Source organism: Anabaenopsis elenkinii CCIBt3563 (assembly GCF_015245355.1).
In the GTDB taxonomy this organism is placed as follows: domain Bacteria; phylum Cyanobacteriota; class Cyanobacteriia; order Cyanobacteriales; family Nostocaceae; genus Anabaenopsis; species Anabaenopsis elenkinii.
The window spans coordinates 3451633-3476019 of sequence record NZ_CP063311.1 but is presented as its reverse complement, the minus strand read 5'-3'; the positions used below and the strand labels follow the sequence as shown (position 1 = coordinate 3476019).

Below are 24387 nucleotides of genomic sequence, written 5' to 3'. Positions count from 1 at the left end.
TAATCTAAACTACTTGTTCGACTGCTTATGTTGAGAGATTGACAGTGTATATTTATACTGATTTTGTGATAATTCACCGACATATAGGGAGTATTCTCCTGCTTGCCAATAACCAGTAATTTCCGGCTTATTTTGCGAGTAATTATCTGCTAAAACACAGAAGCGCCCGCCCGGTCCATCAATCAAGATTGTTGGCTGTCCAGGACTGTCAACTGTTACCCGTAAGTAAGGCAGTGGTTCTGTTAAGTGGATAATTTGATTGGGCTTTTGAGCAATGTTACCGCAATGAGTGCTAACTACTCCCCCAGAAATGCCATTTAAAATCACGGTTTGTGACCTGACATTGGGTTGAATTTGCAGCCGTGGTACATCAGCCTGAGCCTCAGTCAAGGCCAAACTCGTGGCCAAAGCTACGGGAATAACTATCAGTAGCTGGAAATTATTCATGATTAATTATTAATGCTCCCAATCATCTCCTACTTTGACATATTGATCATCTCACTGCTACAACAGCACTGGTAGCGAGAGTGTATTGAGTCTTCAGTCATCAAAGAGTGTTGACTCAATAGGTAGCAACAATCAACACCTACCCTAAGTGACGCTGGGAATCCGTCTATGTTCCTCTTTGATGTGATCATTTCCAGGATTTGCTAAGTTTGTTGTGAAACTAGTGACTAGATGGCAGCTGAGAACTCCAAATGAATCACCAACCTCCAGAAGACCTGCAGCGCCGCCTCGAAAATCTAGAGGCGCAAATTAATTCTGCATCTGTAGATATGAGACAACCACCAAAAAACACACAAACATCCCAGCCAGCATTTCTCCACTGGAAATCTCGGTTAACACAATTACAGCTTTGGTTTGAGAATTTGAACGGTATCACCAAGGTAATAGTTGGGGGTGCGGGGGTGCTATTGGGATTAGCAATACTACAAGCATTGCTCAGACTAGTTGCATCGGTAATCAGTGTGGCAGTGTTGGGTTTCTTATTGTATCTTGGATACAAATTTTTTGTATCTGGTAACTCCCAAAAAAAGCAATAGTCTAATTCAACTCCCCTGAGCAATATTTTAAACATAAATTCAAAGGAATTACGCAATGGCGACCCCAATTGTGAGGAGAAATACTAGTCAATCTCAAAAGTCAAACCAACCTGAAAAAGCCCAGTTATTGCCATTCACAGCCAGGCGTTTGGCTGCATGGGCTGCGGAAATCACTCTGGTAGTTACCAGTGGTCTAGTTCCTTTTGGGCTGGGTGTCTATGCCAATTCTAGAAATGATTTTAACCGAGTACCACTTCACCCAGTCTTGGTAGTCACACAAAGAGCGATCGCTCGACCTTTGGCTCTACCTCTCAACTATGGTATTCCCAATGTTGCCGCCCCCACTAACTTTTTGTGGATTATGGCCTTATTATCCCCCATGACCCTTTCATGGTGGCAATTATATTTACTGGCAAAAACAGGTAGTACTATTCCCAAGCGCAAATTTGGTGTATGCGTTGTCAACGAGGTAGGAAAACCAGCCGGTTTAGCAACAGTTGTGGCCAGGGAAGGAGTAGGACGGTGGACTGTTCCTGTTTCTATTGCCTATATTCTGTGGCGTTACAGTTTTGCTTTTCCCAATTTAGGATTGTTTACATTTTTAGCTGTCTTGATGGTCTTGGGAGAAGGGATTGCTTTACCATCACGTCGAGGTCGTCGAGCATTTCATGACTGGTTAGCAGGGACATATACAATAGATACTACTCATCCTTTACAGCAGCCCTCGGAGCAAGGGGAGCAACCCCAGGTAGCCAAATCAGAAGAGGAATTAGCCCGTGTATCCATGTCAACCCTCACAGGGGAAACTAGCAATATCGGTAACCTCTGGCGCAAGACCCAACAAAACCCCAACTTGATTTTATTTGGCCTAGGCGTGGGTAGCATGATTGCGGTGCTGGGAACTTTGGTCGCCACCCAAGTTTATCTCCAAACCCGACAAAACCACCGGCAGAATCAGCGAATGGATAGCGAGAAGTTCCTGGCAATTGTACAACAATTGAGTCCTAATTCTGGTGCTACCACCCAGGAGCGCCAAAGTCTAATTCTAGCAATGGGTAGCCTGAATAACCCCGTGTCGAGGCAATTCCTCACAGACCTGCTGGTTGAAGAAACCAACCCCATCCTCTTGAATAAAATTCAAGAAGCTTTAGTCAGCATTGGACTCGACGCTATCCCGGAATTAAAAAACAAAAATCAGTTTTTAGCAGCTGAATTGAACTCTCAGGCTAGCCTATCCCCGGGGCGGGAATTACGACAACAGCAGTTACATATTAACCAGGAGACCATCAACAAAATCCTCAGGGTCAATAGTGGTCAAATTACGGCTGTTGATCTGAGTGGCGCCGAATTGGGTTCCAGGGGTGCTACGGAAAGTTCAGTTTTCCAGTTGGTCTTAGATCAGGTTGATTTGTCAGGAATCAATTGGAAATCTGCAAATCTCAACCAAGCTAGTTTTAAAGGTAGTATGTTTAGGGGACCTGGTGAGGATGGACACTGGGACACTTATGACGATGCGATCGCCAATTTAACCCTGGCGCAAATGAAACAAGCTAATTTCACCGATGCTAATCTGAGTCGGGTGATTATGAACCGCAGTAATTTAAGCGGTGCTATTCTCAACCGGGCTAATTTAGCTCATGCACGTTTAATAGGTGGTGACCTCAGTAGTACCCGGCTAATTGGCGCCAATTTGCGCGGTGCATTACTCGAGAAAGCCAGCTTAACTGGTGCTGTGATCAGTGAAGCCAATTTTGACGGAGCTAATTTGTATGGGGCTCGTTTAAGTCGGGGGATTGCCATCGGTACAAATTTATCCCATGCTAACTTGACTAATACTGATTGGCGAGGGACAGACTTATCAGGAGCCTATTTAAATAACGCTAATTTGAGTAATGCCAACCTTAGTGCCACTCGCCTTACTGGTGCTGTGTTACGCCGAGCTAGGTTAGAAAATGCTAACTTGCAAAATGCTGACCTGAGTTTTGTGGATTTACGGGGAGCAAATGTCACCGGTGCCGATTTTCAAGGAGCAGTTCTGGCTCCTGTCCGACAAGACCCCACAGATACATTTGTCGAAACCCCAGATTTAGGCTCAATTTCTGCTGTAGTCCAAGGAGTTGATTTCTCTCAAGCTAAAAACTTAGATCGTAACCAAATAGCTTACATTTGTGATCAGGGCGGTTTCCATCCCGGTTGTCCGTAGGATTTGGCTAACCATACCCGCCTCTACAATTCAACTCCTGGCGGTATCTTAGCCGGATGTGGCTGTTTCCACAAGGGGATACACTTGAGGCCACATAGATTGTGACAGCTTGATGAACCCCACCTGGTATAATTAATGTAACACTACATGACTCAGGGGTAAACAGCTCATCCGCTTTCAACCCCAAACTCTGTCTCCAGGGTTTTCAGTCTGTTTTCTTGATTATTATCCATTCACTGAATATGCCATCAATTAATTCTTCTGATCCCACTGATTTACTTCGTTACCGTCCTCGCCGTCTGCGCCGGACTGAATCTTTACGACGAATGGTCAGGGAAACTACTCTGAGTGTTAATGACTTAATCTATCCCATGTTTGTGACTGAGGGAGAAGGGCAAAAAGTAGAAATTGCTTCTATGCCTGATTGTTATCGCTATTCCTTAGATTTATTGTTAAAAGAAATACAGCAAGTTTATGATTTGGGAATCAATGCGATCGCTCTGTTTCCCGTAATTCCCGAAGAATTAAAAGATAATATTGGTGCTGAAAGCTATAACCCAAACGGACTAGTACAGAGAACTGTCAAAGCCATCAAACAAGCAGTTCCAGACATTATTATCATGACTGATGTTGCCTTAGACCCCTTCACCACTCATGGGCATGATGGTTTAATTGATGAACAGGGTAACATCTTGAATGACCCCACTGTGGAAGTATTGGTAAAAATGGCAGTTTCCCAAGCTGCAGCCGGGGCTAGTTTCGTCGCACCTTCAGACATGATGGATGGTAGAGTCGGGGCCATTCGTCAGGCTTTAGATGCAGCGGGTTACATTGATGTGGGCATTTTGGCATACTCAGCTAAGTATGCTTCTGCCTATTATGGACCTTTCCGGGATGCTTTAGATTCTGCACCGAAATTTGGTGATAAAAAAACTTATCAAATGGATCCAGCTAACGCCAGGGAAGCTATCAAAGAAATAGAATTAGACATCGCCGAGGGAGCAGATATGGTGATGGTTAAACCTGCTCTGGCTTATCTTGATATCATCCATCAAGTTCGCCAAGCCACACACCTGCCGGTAGCAGCATATAATGTCAGCGGTGAATACGCCATGATTAAAGCTGCAGCGCGTATGGGTTGGATTGATGAGAAAAAGATCATTTTGGAAACTTTAACCAGCATGAAACGAGCCGGGGCTGATTTAATCTTGACTTATTTTGCTAAAGAAGTAGCTTTAATGTTGGCTTAAGTACCTTTGGTCTTTTGTAATTAATTTCTTACCTAGGAGAATGATGAGAGTTTTAATTCTGGGTGGAACTGGAGAAGCAGCACAACTGGCGGCGAAAGTTGCCAATATCCAGGGAATTGAGGCTATCACATCTCTAGCGGGTCGCACCCGTGAGCCGTCAGTTCCATTAGGTAATTTGCGAATTGGCGGTTTTGGCGGTGTGACTGGACTTGTTAACTATCTGCATCAGATGAAAATTGATGTATTGATTGATGCTAGCCATCCTTTTGCAAATCAAATCGCTTTTAATGCGGCTGAGGCTGCAATGCAAGTGAAAATACCCCGGTTAAAGTTAATTCGCCCACCTTGGAAACAAGTTAATGGCGATCGCTGGATTGAAGTTGATAGTATAAAAGCTGCTGCTGCTGTAGTAGAAAATCAATCAAAACGGGTTTTTCTAAGCATTGGGAGGCAAGAAATCGGAGCTTTTGCTCATTTGCAGCAAATTTGGTTTTTGATGCGGATGATTGACCCTCCAGAAGCTCAGGCTTTAGTACCTCCGGGAAAGGTGTTGTGCGATCGCGGACCTTTTCACATACACAATGAAAGAGAAATCCTAATTCACCATCAAATTGATACCATTGTCAGTAAAAACAGCGGCGGTGATGCAACTTATGCCAAAATTATCGTTGCACGGGAGTTAAACCTCCCCGTTATTATGGTGAACCGTCCCCTTCTACCCCCAGGGGAGCAAGTTACAGAAATAGATGAAGCTTTAGTGTGGCTCTATTCTTTATTGGGAAACCGCTGCAATAATTCTCAATAAAAAACGCCCCCATTTCCAGGAGGCGTTTTTTGATTCAGCTAAACTTGATTAATTAGCCATTAATTAGCCGTTGATTGCAGGAGCAGTCAAAGCAACAGGAGCAACTTCACCAGCAGCCAAGTCTAAGGGGAAGTTGTGAGCGTTACGCTCGTGCATTACTTCCATACCCAGGTTAGCGCGGTTGATCACATCAGCCCAGGTAGCGATGACGCGACCTTGAGAGTCAATTACTGATTGGTTGAAGTTGAAACCGTTCAAGTTGAACGCCATGGTGCTTACACCCAGAGCAGTAAACCAGATACCGATTACAGGCCAAGCAGCTAAGAAGAAGTGTAGTGAACGGCTGTTGTTGAAGGAAGCGTATTGGAAGATTAAGCGACCGAAGTAACCGTGAGCAGCTACAATGTTGTAGGTTTCTTCTTCTTGTCCGAACTTGTAACCGTAGTTTTGAGATTCGGTTTCGGTTGTTTCACGTACCAAGGAGGATGTTACCAAGGAACCGTGCATTGCAGAGAACAGAGAACCACCGAATACACCAGCTACACCTAACATGTGGAAGGGGTGCATCAGGATGTTGTGTTCTGCTTGGAACACAATCATGAAGTTGAAGGTTCCAGAGATACCTAAAGGCATACCATCAGAGAAAGAACCTTGACCGATGGGGTAAATTAGGAATACTGCGGTAGCAGATGCCAAAGGTGCAGAGTAAGCTACACAGATCCAAGGACGCATTCCCAAGCGGTAAGATAGTTCCCACTGACGACCTAGGTAGCAAGCGCAACCAATCAGGAAGTGGAAAATTACCAATTGGTAAGGACCACCGTTGTACAACCACTCATCTAAGGAAGCTGCTTCCCAAATGGGGTAGAAGTGTAAGCCGATGGCGTTGGAGGAAGGAACAACTGCACCAGAGATGATGTTGTTTCCGTAGATTAAGGAGCCAGCTACTGGTTCGCGGATACCATCGATGTCTACGGGGGGAGCAGCGATGAAAGCGATGATGAAGCAGGTGGTAGCAGCTAGGAGGGTGGGGATCATGAGGACGCCGAACCAACCGATGTAAATCCGGTTATCGGTGCTGGTGATCCACTCGCAGAAGCGATCCCATACGTTAGCGCTTTGGCGCTGTTGTAAGGTTGTTGTCATTTGTTTATGATTGCGATGTGTTTCTGTAACGAATCAGACGGTTTTTTTATTCGTCTGTTCTCATAAACTTAACATGTATTTACCTTTAGTGAAATATAAATTTCGTTATTAAATTAGCTGTAACTATTAGATTTACTTATGTTTCTTTGAGTTAAGTCCCATCGTAACATTTTTGTAACTTTGTGGGTTGGCAAAATTCGACAAGCATATACATATAATACTGTGTGAAAGTTTGAGAGAGCCAGATGGGAGCGTGGCGGTATCCCATCTGATGATTTCGTCGCCCTTGAAAATTTCAGGGGTTAAGCAACATTGACTGACATATCGCCATAAATGCTCAGAGGTTGTTTGGAAAGTCATAATTAGTGTATCGAATATTTGACCCCTCCCTAACCCTCCCCTTGTAAGGGGAGGGGACTGGATTTGATTGTTTTTTGTGCGGTCGGTGAGCGAAGTCGAACCGTGTTCCCCAATCCTTCCCAATCCTTCCCAATCCCTGTTCCGGTGTTCCCTAAGATAAAAATTACCTGTTGAAAACTTATCAAACATCCTCTGAGAGACAACTAACAAAAGCAGTAGAATATATAGGATTACACCCAAAAACCTTAAAAAAGTACGCCGATAATGGCAAAATCTAAAGCATCAAAAATTAAGCAGGACAGCGACTATTTAAGGTCGATTGCTACTCAGGTGGTGCAAATAGACATACCATTATATATAAGTAGGCAGGTGTCAATCAACCAAAAACCAAAGAATTAGCAATGACTTCTACTACCCAAAAGTCTTCAGAAAATACCGGATTGAGTCTGCCTTTGTTGAGCATCCCCCCATCTTTTCTTTTACAAATAGGTGCAGCGTCTGTACTACTGCTGCTCACCGCAGAAAAGACCACTGTTAAAGCCCTAGAATCTCTAGGGGAAGCTAGTGAAGAATTGTTTCGCGGCGATCGCCTGCCAATTCTCCCTTTTCCAGTTAACAACACTTGGGATAATACAAGTACCAGAGGTAGAGAAACAGATTAAAAAATATATTTAAAAGCTAAAATCCTCAGGATTTTTCCCTGAGAATTAATTTCGTCTATAGGATGTAAACACTAATCAGCCTGAAAAGAGCAGAAATTATGAGTTCTCTTGTATACAGTTTGTCTCAAGGGGTGAATTGTTACCCTGCGTCGGAGTTATTTTTGCGTCATAGGTTGCAAGTGGTCGAAGAATTGTGGGAATCAGTGCTCCGACAAGAATGTGGTCAGACAATGGTAGAACTATTGCGACAACTGCGGGGCTTATGTTCCCCGGAGGGACAAGCCACAAACGACCAAGCCGCATCTGCTGTGAAGTTGATCGAACAACTGAATATCAATGAAGCAATTCGAGCCGCTCGGGCTTTTGCGTTGTATTTCCAGTTGATTAACATCATAGAGCAGGAGCATGAACAGCGGCAGCAACTAACGCGCTATTCAGGAGAGGAAGGAGAAAAGGTTGAGGAAGGGATTTTATCCAGCGCTGCATACTCTTCCAACCAAAAAGAAGATGATGCCTTGATTATCAACAAAGAAAGAGAAATTTGTACACAGACAACGAGTCTATTCTCTACAAAAACTCGGTTAAGTAAATCAACAGGTACAGAAAAAGGCACCTTTGCTACTTTATTTCCCCATTTATTTAGGCTAAATGTGCCACCCCAGCAAATTCAACGCCTGATTTCACAACTGGATGTGCGTTTAGTGTTCACAGCTCACCCAACTGAAATAGTTCGTCATACCATCCGTGATAAACAAAGGCGGGTAGTCAACCTGCTGCAAAAACTAGATGTGGTAGAAAATCGCCATGAAGGGACTTTAGGCGGATATCCCTGGGAAGCAGCGGATTTGCGAGAACAATTACTCGAAGAAATTCGCCTGTGGTGGCGCACAGATGAACTCCACCAGTTTAAACCAACGGTACTTGATGAGGTAGATTACGCTTTACATTATTTCCAAGAGGTATTATTTGATGGCATTCCCCAACTGTATAAGCGGTTAAAGTATGCCTTGGGTAAGACTTTTCATTGGCTAGAACCGCCACATAAAAACTTCTGCTCTTTTGGTTCTTGGGTAGGTTCAGATCGCGATGGTAACCCATCAGTAACACCAGAAATCACTTGGAAAACCGCTTGTTATCAGCGCCAAATGGTTTTGGAAAGATATATTAAATCAGTAAAACAGCTGATTGAATTATTGAGTGTGTCAATGCACTGGAGCGATGTCTTACCAGACTTGCTCGAATCCTTGGAGATAGACCAGTCTCAGTTAAGTGATGTCTACGATGCACTGGCGTTGCGATATCGCCAAGAACCTTATCGGTTAAAGCTGTCTTATGTGCTCAGACGCTTAGAAAATACTCGCGATCGCAATTTATCTTTGTATAACCGAGAAATATCACCCAGTATAGGCGTAAAAGTTGACCGTAACCCGAGTGGGGAAGTCATAGGAGAAGAACCCCCTATGTATCTTTCAGGGTCAGAGTTTCTAGCAGAATTGCGGTTAATTGAACGTAATTTAAGCGAAACTGGTTTAATCTGTCGAGAACTAGAAACTCTGATCTGTCAAGTAGAAATTTTTGACTTTAACTTGACTCAGCTGGATATCCGCCAAGAATCTACCAGACATTCTGATGCTTTAAATGAAATTCTGGAATATCTGCAAATACTACCCCAAACCTACAATGAACTATCCGAAGAACAGCGAGTTGCGTGGCTGACTGGGGAACTGCAAACCCGCAGGCCACTAATTCCCTCAGAATTGCCATTTTCGGCAAAAACTAACGATGTCATTGAAACTTTCCGGATATTGCGCTCGCTACAACAAGAGTTTGGTGTCAACATTTGCCAAACTTATATTATCAGTATGTGTCGGCAAGTCAGCGATGTCTTGGAAGTGTTGCTACTAGCCAAAGAATCCCGACTGTTTGACCCGGCGATCGCCGTGGGAACCATTCAAGTCGTACCTTTATTCGAGACAGTAGAAGACTTACAACGCTCCAGAAGCGTGATGCGACAGTTATTTGAATTGCCATTATATCGAGCTTTATTAGCTGGTGGCTATGAAGCTCTCAAAGCTCGTCAAGAAAACGGATCATCATTACCCATCCCCACCACAGCCTCCCCCCTGACTCCCAACTTACAGGAAGTCATGCTGGGGTATTCTGACAGCAATAAAGATTCTGGTTTCTTAAGTAGTAACTGGGAAATCCATAAAGCTCAAAAATCACTCCAGAAAATTGCTGAAGAATACGGTGTAAATTTGCGAATTTTCCACGGGCGGGGTGGTTCCGTAGGACGGGGTGGCGGCCCAGCTTACGAGGCGATTTTAGCCCAACCAGGACGCAGTATTAATGGGCGCATTAAAATTACTGAACAGGGGGAAGTATTAGCTTCTAAATACTCCTTGCTGGACTTAGCTATGTACAACTTGGAAACTATTACCACTGCGGTAATTGAAGCCAGTTTACTACGAACAGGGTTTGATGATATCGAACCTTGGAATGAGATTATGGAAGAATTAGCCGTACGATCTCGTCAACATTATCGCCAATTGATTTACGAGCAAGCAGATTTTATCGACTTTTTCCACCAAGTTACCCCCATTGAAGAAATTAGCCAGTTACAAATTAGCTCCCGTCCAGCGCGGCGACCATCAGGAAAGAAAGACCTCAGCAGTTTACGCGCCATTCCCTGGGTATTTAGCTGGACACAAACCCGCTTCTTGTTGCCTTCGTGGTATGGTATGGGGACAGCTTTACAGGGATTCCTCAATGAAGAACCCGAAGAACATCTGAAATTACTGCGCTATTTTTATCTCAAGTGGCCTTTCTTCAAAATGGTGATTTCCAAAGCAGAAATGACCTTGGCTAAAGTAGATATGCAAATGGCCCATCACTACGTGGAAGAATTAGCCAATCCTGACGATAAAGCCAGACTAGAAAAAGTATTTGAGCAAATTGCCCACGAATTCTATCTTACCAGAGATTTAGTGCTAAATATTACTGGACATACTCGACTGCTGGATGGTGATCCTGTTTTGCAGCGTTCAGTACAGTTACGTAATGGTACAATTTTACCTCTAGGTTTCATCCAAGTTTCCCTACTCAAACGCTTGCGGGAATCGCAGAATCTGACTACTACATCTGGTGTTATTCATTCTCGGTACAGCAAGGGTGAGTTACTCAGAGGCGCACTGTTAACTATTAATGGTATCGCCGCTGGGATGAGAAATACAGGTTGATCAAAGAACACCAAAAACTGTAGGGTAGGTTATGCTACCCTAACCCACCATTGCTAGAAGTAGCATCAATCATGATCAAAAATAGATTTTTAACTTGCACATTCCTAGCTGTGACATCAGGCCTTTTTGGTGCTTACATCGGTGGACAAATGACCTCAATACTACATCAGCACAAATGTCAAAATCAGTCTTGGGGCTTAAAAGTTATGTGTAATGTTTGGGTAACACCGGGAGCAACATGGCAAGGTGGTACAACTGGATTATGGACAGGTACGGTTTTAGGAGCCTTCATCGCTGGTTCCATGACACGGCCAGAAAGTTAGACGCATTACCATCTCAAATGAGCAATTACCAATCTGTGAACAAATCCCAAGGAAACAACCGCTCAAATAACAATGATTGGCGGTTATTTTTACGTCTATTGCCTTATGCCCGTCGCCATGGCAAACTGCTGACACTGGCAATAGTCCTACTTGTACCCATTGCATTAGCCAACGCTGTCCAACCACTGTTGATTGGACAGGTGATTTCTCTGATTCGCAATGAACCGAGTACCTATGAGTTACTCAGGAATCTCCCCTTATGGGAAGGGTTAAATATTCTATTAGTATTAATACTTATGTCGATCGCTATCCGACTGGTATTAATTGGCATTCAAGGTTATTTACTACAAAAGCTCGGACAAAAAATCACAGCCGCCATTCGCCAGGACTTATTTGATCATGTCACATCTTTAGCCGTACGTTTTTTTGACCGTACACCCGTAGGTAAATTAATTACTCGACTCACCAGCGACGTAGAAGTATTGGGAGATGTCTTTTCCACAGGCGCCATTGGTATTGTCTCCAATGTGTTTAGCATGCTGGTGATCCTCTTTATTATGTTTTCCATTGAGTGGAAACTCGCTTCCTTGCTGCTGCTGATACTCCTACCTATTACTTGGTTAATTATTTACTTTCAGCAAAGATACCGCCAAGCCAACTACAAGGTAAGGGAAGAACTTTCTAGTTTAAATTCCCAGTTACAAGAAAATATAGTTGGTATTAATGTAGTCCAATTGTTCCGGCGAGAAAAATTTAACGCGGAATTGTTTCGCCACACAAATCAACGCTACATCAATGAAATTGATAAAACCATCTTTTATGATTCTTCTGTTTCAGCAACTTTAGAATGGATAGCACTAGTGGCGATCGCGGGAGTTCTCTTATTAGGTGGTTGGTTACTCTTAGGTCAGGTCCTCACCTTCGGAATTTTAGCAGCATTTATCTTATATGCCCAGCGATTATTTGACCCTTTAAGGGATTTTGCCGAAAAATTCACCGTCATCCAAGCTGGTTTCACCGCCATTGAACGCATTATCAGCCTTTTAGATGAACCCATAGAAATCCGTGATACTAGTCATCCTCGCTTTTCTATATTTGATTCAACTTTTGGTTATATAGATGAAATAGTTAGTAAGATAGAATCCCAGGATTTCGAGCCTTCTGTGCAATTGGGAGAAATTCGTTTTGAAAATGTCTGGTTTGCTTACAAAGACGATGATTATGTAATTAAAAACTTAAATTTCGTTATTCATCCCGGCGAAAAAGTTGCATTAGTCGGTCCAACTGGTGCGGGAAAAAGTTCAATTATTCGGCTATTGTGTCGTCTTTATGAACCCACCAAAGGACGGATTTTACTAGATGGCGTAGATATCCGGGAGATAGCACAAACAGACTTACGGCGCTATATGGCAGTAATTTTACAAGAAGGCTTTTTGTTTGCTGGGGACGTTAAAAGTAATATCACCTTAGGAGACTATTATACCCTGGAAGAAATTCAACAAGCCGCCAGTAAAACAAATATTGCTGAGTTTATTGAACAATTACCCCAAGGGTATGATACTAAACTGCGCCAACGAGGCACAAATATTTCTAGTGGTCAAAAGCAACTTTTAGCCTTCGCACGTGCCGCAATTCGCCACCCACAAATTCTAGTTTTAGATGAAGCCACCGCTAGTTTAGACGTGAGTACAGAAACCTTAGTCCAAGAAGCATTAAACCAACTCTTGGTCAGGCGTACCGCCATTATTATTGCTCACCGTCTGTCCACAATTCGCAATGTAAATCGAATTTTTGTGTTGCAGCGAGGTGAATTAGTCGAAGCAGGAAACCATGAGCAATTGTTACAAGCTGGTGGACTATATGCTACATTACATAATTTACAAATGTTGGGTTCTTAAGTGCTGTTTTGTATAAAGGTGTGGTTTGTTATTGACAATTGGCCATGATTAAGGGCTAGTTTTTTACTAGCTATTTGGTAGATCACAACCTCATAATTTTTCTAAATCCCCGGTTCCTTAATTACTGAAAGTTGGAACTTTATTACAGAGAATTCTCATACTATCTACACCATATTTGACAAATACAGAATTTTCTTTGGCATTGCAAGAACCCTTAATTTCCAGTGTTCTTGTTTTATCTTTCACCAGTTTTGCTTCGTAAATAAATAGAGAACCACGGGAGTCCTCAAAACTTAACTCCGCTAAAATTGTATTATTATCTAAACTCTGCTGAATAATTTTCCCCGCTACTTGATAATTAAACCAATCCCACCCGTGATATAACATCAGTTCTCTTTCTAAGATTTGTACAGGGGTGGGTAGAATTCCCCAACCTCTATATACTTTCCTGAGACATTCTATATCACCTGTACGAGTTAAAATTGACCGCAAGGATTCTTGATTGAGAACACCATAATATCTACCATCTGGTAAATCTATTGCTGTAGGTGCAAATCTATGTCCACCAAAATGACTAGATTTCCAAATCCTGACATGATCCAATTGCAAATCCGTAATAGTCCCCCTGGCGTGGAAATAAAAAGGACTACCATATCTAGCACAACATTGATCATGGCTACCGTGGGTACAGACTAAAATATCCCTAGTCATACCTGTATCTATTTCATGGTCGGGTATTTTTCCCCATAAATATTCTTTTACCACCCCCGCTACTTGTTCAATATGTGATAATTTAAACTCATATTTTTTGTATCCACGACTCATACCCTCTTGTTTTTGATAAATCAACAGGGTCGTATAGTCCACTTTATGGGAATAATTATTCGCAATTAAAAGAAACCTCACAGGTAGTCTAGCACGGCGGACTTCCTCTACTAAAACCTGTAAATTATTTGGTACCCATTTAGATTGAAACGCTTCATAAGTCCAGGGTTGCGGACATTCAACCAGAATGTATGTTTTATAATTTGTAGCACTACCAATAATATCTTCCCCGACTTCTCTTGCATGATCAGAACAAAAAAAAGTATTCATCAAAATTTACTCATTAGTGAATTATATGGACAGAAGATCATGAGAAAAAACTCATGTAATTTTGGCTACGATGCTTCAACCCTGAGTAATAAACAAGAATTATCTGCATTTACTAGTAATAAGCAGGTAGGCACGTTATAGCATCATTTTTAATTAACTTCCTTCTCGTTAATAAATTCTCTAGATTAAAGTTCACTCACCCCCGGAGGGATATTACAACAACCTGGAAATTGATTTTGTATTGTTTTTTATCGGGCTGAGTTTTTCTGATAGCTGGCGTGGCGTAGCCATAAAAATCCTGCTTTTTCCCTGTTTTTATCCAGGAAAATTACCTTCTGATTCTATGAGACTACTTGCTTGTAATATATCAAAATCTCAGAACATATTGCTAAAAATTCTCAATAATTTCATAAAAAAACTACATACGAGGCTTGGTTGTATTCAAAACAGTAAAAATAATTATTATTTTTACTTAGTTTTTATCCTGGCGATATGTTCACAGTTTTTCAACTAAAAAACACAATTCAACTGAAATACAGGCAAAATACGAGTATTTTTTGCTGTTGGTAATTTTGTTTGATTCTTAATTTTTTCTTCATTAATTTAATTATACGTGATTGAGTTGTAATTAAAGCCAGACTAATCATTATAACTATTTGAAGTTTCAATCTTATACATAGATTTTTATCATACCCAATCAGTATATCAATTATCAGATAGTTATATATGAGTCAATGATTGACAGCGTAACTTGATTGTAATTCCTAGACCAAGAATATTGGTAGCTGTGGAAGGGCCACAGCTTGAATACTGATGCGTTACTTAACGACCAAGCCAAGTTTTGAGTAAGTCCACAAGACTAGAACCACCCCAAATTACAGCCAGGAAAATTGAAATACTCAAAATTGCGCCGAAAAGACAGATGATTAAGCCGCCTAAGCTAATAACCCCGTCATCTTCGAGTAAACCAAAGCTAGTGACAAAAACTCCCACTGCGGGGAGAGTATTGGTTCCCGGAACGGGAATCATCATGGAAATTGCCATTAAAGCCACTGCCATACCAATAGTGATTTTACCTGGTAGAGTGGTGCAAATATAAGTCAACCGCGGCCGGGCGACAGCTTCAATTCTTTGTAGCCAAGGAATACCTGCTTGTAGAAATCTCTGGACGGTTCCCAGTTTCATCGGATGATTGAGCATTTGCGCAGGGAACCAGGGGATTTTTGCCCCCATCATTAGCTGTACAGCTAGCAAGAAAATCAGAATCCCGAAAGGAATAGAGTAACCAGGAGCAGGAACCGGTAAAGCCGAAGGAAGAGACAGAATCACAAGTAAAAACCCAAAAACTCGCTCCTTGGCTAGCAACATAATTTCTGCCAAAGTCACTTGTGGGGATCGGTGATCGTCAAAAAAATAGCGTTGTAACTCCTGGGATAGTCTAGCCATAGATGAGGGAATCTCGGTGCAATTTAATCAAAGAATAGAGGTATTTTCAGCAAAAAAGATTAAGAGTTTCTCAATGTTTTTGGTGATTTTTGTAACTAGTAACAGCTACCCTGAGATTACCGTGGTGTTGTGCAAGTAAGCGATCGCCAGCCTCCTTGTCTAAACCAGTCCAGTGCATCAGTAAGGCTAGCTTAACCCACTTCCCGCTACGTTCGAGCAAAAAACCGGCAGCTTCGCGACTTAAACCTGTTAAGTCTTGTAACATTCGTAGAGCGCGATCGCGTAACTTATGGTTAGTTACTGCCACATCCACCATGCGATTACCATAAACCTTACCCAGCTTCACCATCACCCCAGTAGAGAGGATATTCAAAGCTAACTTTGTCGCCGTACCTGCCTTTAAACGAGTAGAACCCGCCAGGATTTCCGGTCCAGTTAATAAGCGAATATCAACATCAGCATCACAGCGTACCTGTTCTGTAGGTACACAAGCAATGAAAATAGTGGGACAACCACGTTGACGGGCTGCATTCAGGGCTCCATGAACAAAAGGAGTTGTCCCACCCGCAGTAATACCCACTACTACATCTACTTGAGTTACCTGTCGTTGAGCAATAGCCGCCTCACCATCTTCGCTACGGTCTTCTAAATCTTCAGAACTGCGCACCAGTGCACCAGCACCACCAGCAATAATACCCTGTACCAACTCTGGGGGCGTACAAAAAGTAGGTGGACATTCAGCAGCATCTAAGACTCCTAACCTACCACTAGTTCCCGCCCCCACATAAAATAAACGTCCTCCCTGACTCAAGCGTTCAGCAGTCAAATCAATGGCTTGAGCTAATTGAACTTGAGCCGCCGCCACAGCCGCCACAGCCTTTTCATCTTCCCGATTAAACAAATCCACCAACTCAAGAGAATTAAGTTGGTCTAAATTCAGACTTTGAGGATTTACCTGCTCAGTTAAAAGATAGCTGCGTTCCTGTAAATTTGACATGGTTTACATCTTATATAAATCAAATTCTGCAAACGTTATTCCCCCATTCCCCAATTAACTCATAATAATCCTTCCAGTTGACGACGGATTTTTTCTAGTTCCGACTCAGACATTTCTGGTGCTGCAGGTGGGACTTGCTCAGAACGGTAGTTTTCGCTATTATTCTGCATTTGCCAGTCAGTATGATCTAAATTAATTTCTGGCGGTAAGATTAAATCACTGTTAGCCGGAATAATTTCCCATTCATAACCAGCAGTTTCACAAAAATCCTTAATTTCCTCAGCATCGATCATTTCTACAGTAGGGGTAGGGAAATCCTGAGCTTCCAGTAATAAAGCAAAGCGCAGGGCATCATCTTGTGACTCAAACATCAGAATTTTATTGCGTACACTTGCGGAATGAGACGCGGAAGGGTCACTCACCTGAATTGAGTGAATGCCTTCATTTTCGGTGTTAGCATTGAACATTAATATAAAAACACGCATGGGCGTAATCATCTATTTTCTGTTGAGGAATCTACCTAATATTATTAAAGGTTTCAGCGGTACATCTGAAAAACAGACAGCTACAAGATTAAATTTATGCAGATTGTTGATGTGGAAGAGTGTCAACCCGATTCCCCAAATCAAAAATAGGTTTTGTATTCTAGAGGAAGCGATCTGCTTGTAGCGGTGCTTCGCTATCGCTCAACGCCACCCCTCCCCAACAATAACAATTTTGATCATCAGTTACCCGGTACATCCAGCCCATGGATCAGGCAATGCTCCCCTATCAGCAAAACTCTCATGAGTAAATCCCCCCATCAAAATGATCATTCCCGTTCCTCCCCTCATCCAAAACGTCACAAGAATCACCCCTGGCGTTGGTCGTGGGCAGCAGCTTGGAATCGCCGTACCATTACCCTCGGTGGACTGTTACTAGTGCCAATGGCCTTATTAACAGCTAGTGGTGTGTGGCGGTTACAAAATTTTGTAACCAAAGAATTAACACCCCTAGCCGCCACCAGCATCACCAACACCCTCAACCGTCCAGTTAACTTAGGAGAAGTTACAGGTTTTTCCTTAACAGGGGTAAAATTTAGTGCATCTAGCATCCCCCCTACACCCACAGACCCAGACCGGGTAGTAGCCGATGGCGTGGAAGTGGGTTTTAACCCCTGGCAATTAATTTTTCAGCGTCAACTTCAGCTAGATGTCACCCTAGTTAACCCCAATATTTATATTCAACAAGATGATCAAGGGCGCTGGATTACCACTGAAATTTCGCCCCCTGGCCCAGCAGGTTTGATTAAAACTGATTTAGATAAAATCCGCTTGCGCAATGGCAACTTAGTATTACAACCCCAAGGAGGAGATGATCAACTGGAAAATCATCCCCAGAAATTTTCTATTGCTCCTGTAGGATTTTCACAAATTAATGGCACTGCCCAACTGCTAGACAAAAACCAACTGATTAAATTTCAACTTAGGGGTCAAGCCAATAGTGGGGGGAGTGTGGCTATTACAGGCGAGGTCATTCCCCAAACCTTAGCATATAACTTACAACTGCGATCGCAAGATTTATCAGCCCCTCAAATTACCAATCTGATCAAATTACCCTTTGACTTACAAGCAGGTAAAGTTAATAGCAACTTGCAGATTCAACTCACACCAGACCAGCCCCAACGCGGCATTATCGGTGCGCTAGTGTTAAACGGATCTGCCGACTTGCAAGGGGTAACAATGCAAATCCCCAAAGTAGTCCAACCTTTTGTGAACACTCAAGGAATTATCAGCTTCCAAGGGAGGGAAATCAAATTAGATAATATTACCAGCAACTATAGCAAAATTCCCCTGGTAGCTACCGGAATCATTGACCTAGATACAGGCTTTAAATTAACCGGGAGGGTAAATAACGTCAGTGTCTCCCATGCCCAAGAAAGCCTCAACATCAACTTGAATCTACCTGTAAGTGGACAGTTACAAGCTGACCTGCAAGTCATGGGCGAACTAACTAAACCAGTTCTCTCAGGGTCAGTATCCACTATCAAAACCGCCCAAATTGATAAAATTGATTTTAATAAAATTACTAGTAAATTTGAATTTATTCCCCATGAGAATTTAGTCAGCTTCAGAAACATTCAAGCAGAGAGCTTAGTTACTGGAAAAATCAAAGGTTTCGGCGAAATTACACTCTTGAAAACACCCCAATTAGATTTTAACTTAGCAGCTGAAAATATTTCCGGGGATGCAATCGCCCAACTTTATCAAACCACACCAAAACCCAACGAAAAATTATTTCAAATTGGTACCGTTACCGCCACAGCCCAATTAAGGGGTCAAGGGGATAACGTACAAACCCTAGTCAAATGGCAAGCCAATCAAGCCACATATCCCGCAACCGGTGAAACCGTCATCGCCCCAGATGGTTCACTTGCCTTTGGCAATGTACACTTGAAGGTCGGCGGTGGTATGGTGCGAGGTTCTGGTAATTTTGCTAACGGGCGTTGGCGAGGGGATATACAAGCCGCCGGAGTCGGTTTAACACCCTTTGTAGATGAAAATCAACTGCAAAATATCTCCTTAACCGGCGCAACATTTAATGGTCGTGTACTCCTGGAAGGCAGTACAGAACCCTTGCAAATTGCCACCATTCGCACCGAAAATGCCAGAGTTAACATTGCTGGAGGCACAATTGCAGTTTCTGATTTCCAACTGCAAAACCAAGAGTTTTCCGCCCAACTAGTTACTAATAGCGTCAGACTAGCCGAAATCTTCCCCAAATCTCCCCCGGGTTTAGATGGTTCCTTGGCGGGTAAGTTTCAAATCGCAGGTAACACAGAAAATTTTGCACTCAACAGCTTACGTGGCAACGGTGAGGGGCGGCTGAGTCTGCGGGGTGGGACTGTCACAGCTGCTAATGTTCAATTAGCTGATGGTTTATATCGAGCCAAACTGCAAACCACCAATCTACCTTGGCAACAGTTAGTAGCAGTACCACCCCAATTTCACGGAGAGTTAACTGGTCAATTGAATGTAGTCGGCTCTGTTGATTCCTTTAGTCTAGAAACTATCCAAGCCCAGGGCCAAGGACAGTTAAATATTGCAGGGGGTCAAATTCAGGCTACTAATATCCAACTAGCTAAAGGTGTCTATCAAGTGGGATTGGATGCGGCTGGGGTGGAATTAAGTCGGCTCAATGAGCAGTTAAGCGGTGATTTGGCGGGTAAATTCCAGGTCTCTGGTACCTTGGGATCTACAACTCTAGCTGATGTGCGGGGGTCGGGACAGGTGGAATTGTCTCAAGGTATCCCTGGTATTCCACAACCCTTGAGTGCGGTACTCACTTGGAATGGTCAAAAACTGGCTATTCAACAAGCTACCGCTACCGGGTTAAATATCAGTGGTGATATATTTACTAATTTCCAAACGGCTGGCATACCGGAAATTACTGGTGTAAATCTCCAAGTCCAGGCGCAAAATTACAACCTAGAACATTTGCCCATAAGTCTCCCTGATCAATTGTCTGTCGTGGGAAATGTGGATTTTCAAGGACAAATAACTGGGAATTTAGCTTTACCTAAGGTAACAGGAAAGGTGGGTTTACGAGATTTGGTTATACAAAATGTCGCCTTTGAACCCTTATTAACTGGAAATATTGACTCAGCTAAAGATAGGGGTTTAAGTTTAGACTTGAGGGGAAATCAAGATCGAATTTCCTTAAACTTAGATTCTCAAAATCGCCCCGAAATGTTGTTAGTAAAGCGGGAACAGGCCTTAGTCACTGGTCAAGCACAAGGGGATGATTTAGCCATCAAAGTGGCTAACTTTCCTTTAGATATTCTAAATTTCAGACCATGGCCAAATTTGTACCTGGGTGCTGGTAAATTGGGTGGCTTGTTGACTGGGAATTTACTTTTAGATCAGCAGACTTTGGCAGCTAGAGGAAATTTAACAGTAGTATCTCCACAATTTGGCCAGATTACGGGCGATCGCCTAGGGTTGGAATTCGACTATAGTAATAACGAAGTTACAGTTATCACCAGCGAACTTGTCAAAGGCCAGAGTCGTTATACCATGGAAGGCAACCTTACTCAAACTCCCCAAGGTCCCCAACTCCAAGGTAAATTGCAAGTCACCCAGGGGGATATTCAAGATGTCCTGAGAATAGCCCCAATATTACAATTACCAGACCTACAAGAGGGTACTGTTACCGCTACTACCTACGGTACAGCCGGGGATTTGACAACCCAAAACAGGGGATTAAGTCCAACAGCTTCCTTATTAAATCAACTGCAACACCTTGATCAAGTTAATTCCGAGTTGGCAACCCAGCAACAAGAACGCCTCAAAACGAGCCACTTCCCAGATTTAGCAGACTTAAGAGGAACTTTTGAAGGAGAGATATCTTTAAATACTACTACGCCCGGGGGTTTATCGGTAGAATTTGACTTGAACGGTGAAAACTTTACTTGGGGTAAAAAAGAAACCAGTCGTTTTTATAGTTTTGACAACATCATCGCCCAAGGTAATTTCCAAAACGGTATTTTGCAATTAAGACCATTACGAATTTCTGTAGACAATAGCCTTTTGTCCTTTACAGGTAATATTGGCGGTGATGATCAATCGGGTCAGTTACGGGTGAGAAATTTGCCGGTACAGTTAGTAAATAATCTTGTAGACCTGCCAATAATTGGTGTTTCGGGTAATCTCAATGGTAGTGCTGCATTAGCCGGTAGCATTGCTAACCCCCAAAGTAAGGGGGATTTAGAAATTACCGAAGGAACATTAAATGGGGTAGAGGTGGAGTCAGCTAGAGCCAGTTTCAGTTATGCTGATGGACGCTTCAATTTTAATAGCACCGTTGCTATTGTGGAAACTGAACCAGTAAATATTACTGGTAGTATCCCCTATCAGTTACCTTTTGCCTCTGTCGTTCCAGATGACAATCAAATTAGTTTGGATGTCCAGGTCAGAAATGAAGGATTAGCAATATTAAACCTGTTAACTAATCAAGCAGTGTTTGAGGAGGGGGAAGGAGAGATAGATATTAGAGTGCGCGGTACCTTAGAACAGCCAATAGTAAATGGTACTGCTTATGTTAATAATGCTACCTTTAAATCTGATGTACTACCAGAAAAGGTTAAAGGTGTTACGGGAAAAGTGCTGTTTGATTTTGACCGGATTTTAGTAGAAAACCTGGAGGGTCAGTTTGGCCGAGGTGATGTCGTAGCATCGGGAGAAATTCCCATTTTCAACAATGGACAACCGAATTTAGAGAATCCTCTGACTGTGAATATCGGTGAGTTAGTTTTGAATCTGGATGGCTTGTATCAAGGGTGGGTGCGTGGCAATTTACAGATTACAGGTTCAGCGCTCAACCCAGAAATTGGCGGTCAGGTGAATTTATTCAATGGTGAGGTTTTATTAGCAGATGCTGCTAACTCTTCCACTTCTAATGATAGTAATGCCAAAGCCGCAAGGGTTTCTACCCCGAAATGGTCATCGTCCTCCGGTGAACTTACCTATGGCTACCCCAAGCCAGCTATGAACCTAGGGATGAGATTTAATAATTTAGCTCTGGAACTGGGTCAAAATGTCGCAATTATTAATCCACCTCTTCTCAGCTTCAGGGCTACAGGTAACCTCCGGGTTAATGGTTCGGTTGCTCAACCAATCCCTGATGGGACTATTAGGCTAGAGGAAGGTCGAGTCAATTTGTTTACGACACAGTTTAATCTGGCTCGTGGTTACCAACATACAGCCACCTTTAGAGCTAGCCAACCCCTCGACCCAGAATTAGATGTGAGGTTGGTGACTAAGGTGCTGGATGTAGTTCAGAGCAGTGATTTCACACGCTCTAGTACTTTGGGGTTAGCAGCTTTGGAGAGTGTTCAAGTTGAGGCTAATGTTCAAGGTTTTGCTAGTCAATTAAATGATGTCCTGGAACTTACAAGCAGTCCAACGCGATCGCAAACTGAAATTATCGCTTTGTTGGGGGGTGGGTTGCTCGGTGGTCAGGGAGGTAGAGATACTACTTTAGATCTAATTAATATTGCCGGATCTGCGGTATTTAGTAATTTTCAGTCAGCTTTCAACAGAATTGGTAGTGCTTTTGGCTTAACTGAACTGCGTATATTTCCGACTATTCTTTCTCAGAATCCCGAAGCAGGTAGAAACAATTCTACCCTGGAATTGGCGGCAGAGGCTGGTATCGATATTTCCCCCAAGGTTTCTGTTTCCAATATTAAAATTTTGACAGCGAAAGATCCATCACAGTGGGGTATAAACTATCGAATAAGTGAGAAGTTTCGTATACGTGCTTCTACTAATCTAGAAGATGATAGTCGTGCTGTAGTCGAGTTTCAAATGCGATTTTGAACTGCCTCCGGGGGAACAAAAAGCTAAAATGGACAAAATTTAGTGTTAATTTATACGATTTATCCTGGAGATAGTTGTTATACTCATATTTAGGTTCTACCTGGGAATTATTGAAGTGGCTCTGCCACTTCATTTTTATGGAAATTTGGGATAAGGTTTTATACTAATCATTAGACCTGCTATCGCGCCATGTTTTGGGGTGTTCTTTGATCTCAAGGTGCGATCGCGCTAATTGCCAAGTCTTTAACATCAGGGGTTTTTGTTGTTCCAGATGGTTAACAAATTGTATAATTGAATCGTCTGCTTTGATAGGGGTTTTCAAATCAAAATTGATGGTTTGAAAAATTTTCAGACGGTCTTTAATAAAATATCTAGCTGCAATTTTAGTCAGCCACAGCAAGACGCAATTATATAACCAACCGAAAATCCCCCGACGTTTCTGACTAATCTAGGAGTTACGCATTGACAGAATAACAAAATAGTGCATTGATAAATATAGGTCGTCTACTTGCTAGGTATCAGACAATTAGAAAAATCACGAAACCATCCACAGCGCAATGCAATCTAGACCTATACACCTTATTTTTACTGTCAGAGCCAAAGTTTGGGGGGTGCAGTAGGTTAGCAGAGATATTAGGAGACGTTTCACATGATAGTGTGAATCGCTTTTTACTGAGAGAGCGATATGAACCGAAAGATTTATTCAACATTATAGAAAAAGTTATTAACTTGGTAGGAGGAATACTAAGTGTAGATGATACAGTGATAGAAAAGATTTACAGCGACCCCAAAAATGCTGAATTAATCGGTTATTTTTGGTCAGGTAAAGCCCATAAAACAATCATTGGCTTAAATTTAATCACTCTATATTACAGTGATATTCATGGTAATTCAGTGCCAATAAATTACAGAATATATCATAAAAAGGAGGGAAAAACAAAGAACGATTATTTTAGAGAAATGGTAAGTGAAATAATAAGCTGGGGAGTCAAACCCAGAATTGTAACAGGTGATAGTTGGTATTCAGGAGTAGAAAATTTGAAATTTCTAAAAAACCAGAAATTGGGTTTTCTCTTCGGAATTGAAAAAAATAGAACTGTTTCAAATGAGCCACACAAGTATTGTCAAGTAAGCACTCTGGCTATTCCCGAAGAAGGATTAAGGACTCATCTGAAAGAATTTGGATTTATAAATTTGTTTAGGAAAGACTTTAAAAAAGAAGACTCTAGACACTATATTTTGTATCTTCCAGATGAGGAAAGAATCGAGGATATAACTAGAAATGAATTTATGACAATTCATGATACTCATTGGGGAATTGAAACCTTTCATCGAGCCATAAAACAAGTATGTGGAATTTGTCGGTTCATGGTTAGAGATACTCATGCAATTAAGACTCACATCTTTTGTTCACTTCAAGCTTTTGTTAAGTTGGAGTTTATGCGCTCTGAGAAAATAATTAGCAATTGGTATGAAATACAACGGAATCTGTTTACTTTAGTTGTACGTGAGCATATTTTTGCTAATCTTAATAGCGATCGCATGATCTATGATCCATAGA

At 42.2% G+C, this 24387-nt stretch carries 17 protein-coding genes; 10 read left to right on the top strand and 7 right to left on the bottom strand.

Features of this window, described 5'->3' with window-relative positions; all coding sequences use genetic code 11:
• Positions 1–9: 9 nt before the first annotated feature.
• Positions 10–447, bottom strand: a complete 438-nt coding sequence (locus tag IM676_RS15110; RefSeq protein WP_200987651.1) for a hypothetical protein — start codon at positions 445–447, stop codon at positions 10–12.
• A 251-nt stretch (positions 448–698) separates the two neighbouring features.
• Here IM676_RS15110 and IM676_RS15105 point away from each other — a divergent pair, with 251 nt between their 5' ends.
• The 4 genes from IM676_RS15105 (at position 699) to IM676_RS15090 (ending at position 5301) form a co-directional block, all read left to right on the top strand.
• A complete protein-coding gene (locus IM676_RS15105; protein WP_200987650.1) occupies positions 699–1043 on the top strand; it encodes a hypothetical protein in 345 nt (114 codons plus the stop codon).
• A 55-nt stretch (positions 1044–1098) separates the two neighbouring features.
• Positions 1099–3246, top strand: coding sequence for a pentapeptide repeat-containing protein (locus tag IM676_RS15100; RefSeq protein ID WP_200987649.1), 2148 nt, complete (start codon positions 1099–1101; stop codon positions 3244–3246).
• Between the two features lie 242 nt (positions 3247–3488).
• Positions 3489–4496 (top strand): porphobilinogen synthase, encoded by a 1008-nt coding sequence (hemB, locus tag IM676_RS15095; protein WP_200987648.1) that lies wholly within the window; start codon positions 3489–3491, stop codon positions 4494–4496.
• Positions 4497–4536: 40 nt separating this feature from the next.
• Positions 4537–5301, top strand: a complete 765-nt coding sequence (locus tag IM676_RS15090; protein ID WP_200987647.1) for a cobalt-precorrin-6A reductase — start codon at positions 4537–4539, stop codon at positions 5299–5301.
• Between the two features lie 63 nt (positions 5302–5364).
• On the opposite strand, the gene psbA is transcribed toward IM676_RS15090, so the two are convergent.
• A complete protein-coding gene (gene psbA, locus IM676_RS15085; protein ID WP_200987021.1) occupies positions 5365–6447 on the bottom strand; it encodes a photosystem II q(b) protein in 1083 nt (360 codons plus the stop codon).
• Between the two features lie 761 nt (positions 6448–7208).
• Here psbA and IM676_RS15080 point away from each other — a divergent pair.
• The 4 genes from IM676_RS15080 to IM676_RS15065 all read left to right on the top strand — a co-directional run bounded on the left by IM676_RS15080 (position 7209) and on the right by IM676_RS15065 (position 12929).
• Positions 7209–7469 carry a hypothetical protein gene (locus tag IM676_RS15080; RefSeq protein WP_200987646.1) on the top strand — a complete coding sequence of 87 codons (261 nt, stop codon included), beginning with the start codon at positions 7209–7211 and terminating at the stop codon, positions 7467–7469.
• Positions 7470–7567: 98 nt separating this feature from the next.
• The gene (gene ppc, locus IM676_RS15075) at positions 7568–10708 is read left to right on the top strand and encodes a phosphoenolpyruvate carboxylase (RefSeq protein ID WP_200987645.1); all 3141 of its coding nucleotides are present in this window, start codon (positions 7568–7570) and stop codon (positions 10706–10708) included.
• 71 nt (positions 10709–10779) lie between these two features.
• Entirely contained in the window at positions 10780–11031 is a 252-nt protein-coding gene (locus IM676_RS15070) for a hypothetical protein (RefSeq protein ID WP_200987644.1), read from the top strand.
• 17 nt (positions 11032–11048) lie between these two features.
• The gene (locus IM676_RS15065; protein ID WP_200987643.1) at positions 11049–12929 is read left to right on the top strand and encodes an ABC transporter ATP-binding protein; all 1881 of its coding nucleotides are present in this window, start codon (positions 11049–11051) and stop codon (positions 12927–12929) included.
• Positions 12930–13046: 117 nt separating this feature from the next.
• Here IM676_RS15065 and IM676_RS15060 read toward each other — a convergent pair whose 3' ends face one another.
• The 4 genes from IM676_RS15060 to IM676_RS15045 all read right to left on the bottom strand — a co-directional run bounded on the left by IM676_RS15060 (position 13047) and on the right by IM676_RS15045 (position 16964).
• On the bottom strand, positions 13047–14024 hold the full coding sequence (locus IM676_RS15060; RefSeq protein ID WP_200987642.1) for a sucrase ferredoxin: 978 nt from the start codon (positions 14022–14024) through the stop codon (positions 13047–13049).
• An 822-nt stretch (positions 14025–14846) separates the two neighbouring features.
• Positions 14847–15470: an exopolysaccharide biosynthesis protein gene (locus IM676_RS15055; protein ID WP_200987641.1), complete on the bottom strand. Its 624-nt coding sequence runs from the start codon at positions 15468–15470 to the stop codon at positions 14847–14849.
• 70 nt (positions 15471–15540) lie between these two features.
• Positions 15541–16467 carry an N-acetylmuramic acid 6-phosphate etherase gene (gene murQ, locus IM676_RS15050; protein WP_200987640.1) on the bottom strand — a complete coding sequence of 309 codons (927 nt, stop codon included), beginning with the start codon at positions 16465–16467 and terminating at the stop codon, positions 15541–15543.
• Positions 16468–16526: 59 nt separating this feature from the next.
• Entirely contained in the window at positions 16527–16964 is a 438-nt protein-coding gene (locus IM676_RS15045) for a DUF3110 domain-containing protein (protein ID WP_200987639.1), read from the bottom strand.
• Between the two features lie 288 nt (positions 16965–17252).
• Here IM676_RS15045 and IM676_RS15040 point away from each other — a divergent pair, with 288 nt between their 5' ends.
• Positions 17253–22826 carry a translocation/assembly module TamB domain-containing protein gene (locus tag IM676_RS15040; RefSeq protein ID WP_200987638.1) on the top strand — a complete coding sequence of 1858 codons (5574 nt, stop codon included), beginning with the start codon at positions 17253–17255 and terminating at the stop codon, positions 22824–22826.
• A 163-nt stretch (positions 22827–22989) separates the two neighbouring features.
• Here IM676_RS15040 and IM676_RS15035 read toward each other — a convergent pair whose 3' ends face one another.
• A complete protein-coding gene (locus IM676_RS15035; protein WP_200987637.1) occupies positions 22990–23226 on the bottom strand; it encodes a hypothetical protein in 237 nt (78 codons plus the stop codon).
• A 125-nt stretch (positions 23227–23351) separates the two neighbouring features.
• On the opposite strand from IM676_RS15035, the gene IM676_RS15030 reads away from it, so the two are divergent.
• The gene (locus IM676_RS15030; RefSeq protein WP_200990106.1) at positions 23352–24386 is read left to right on the top strand and encodes an IS701 family transposase; all 1035 of its coding nucleotides are present in this window, start codon (positions 23352–23354) and stop codon (positions 24384–24386) included.
• Position 24387: the final 1 nt, after the last annotated feature.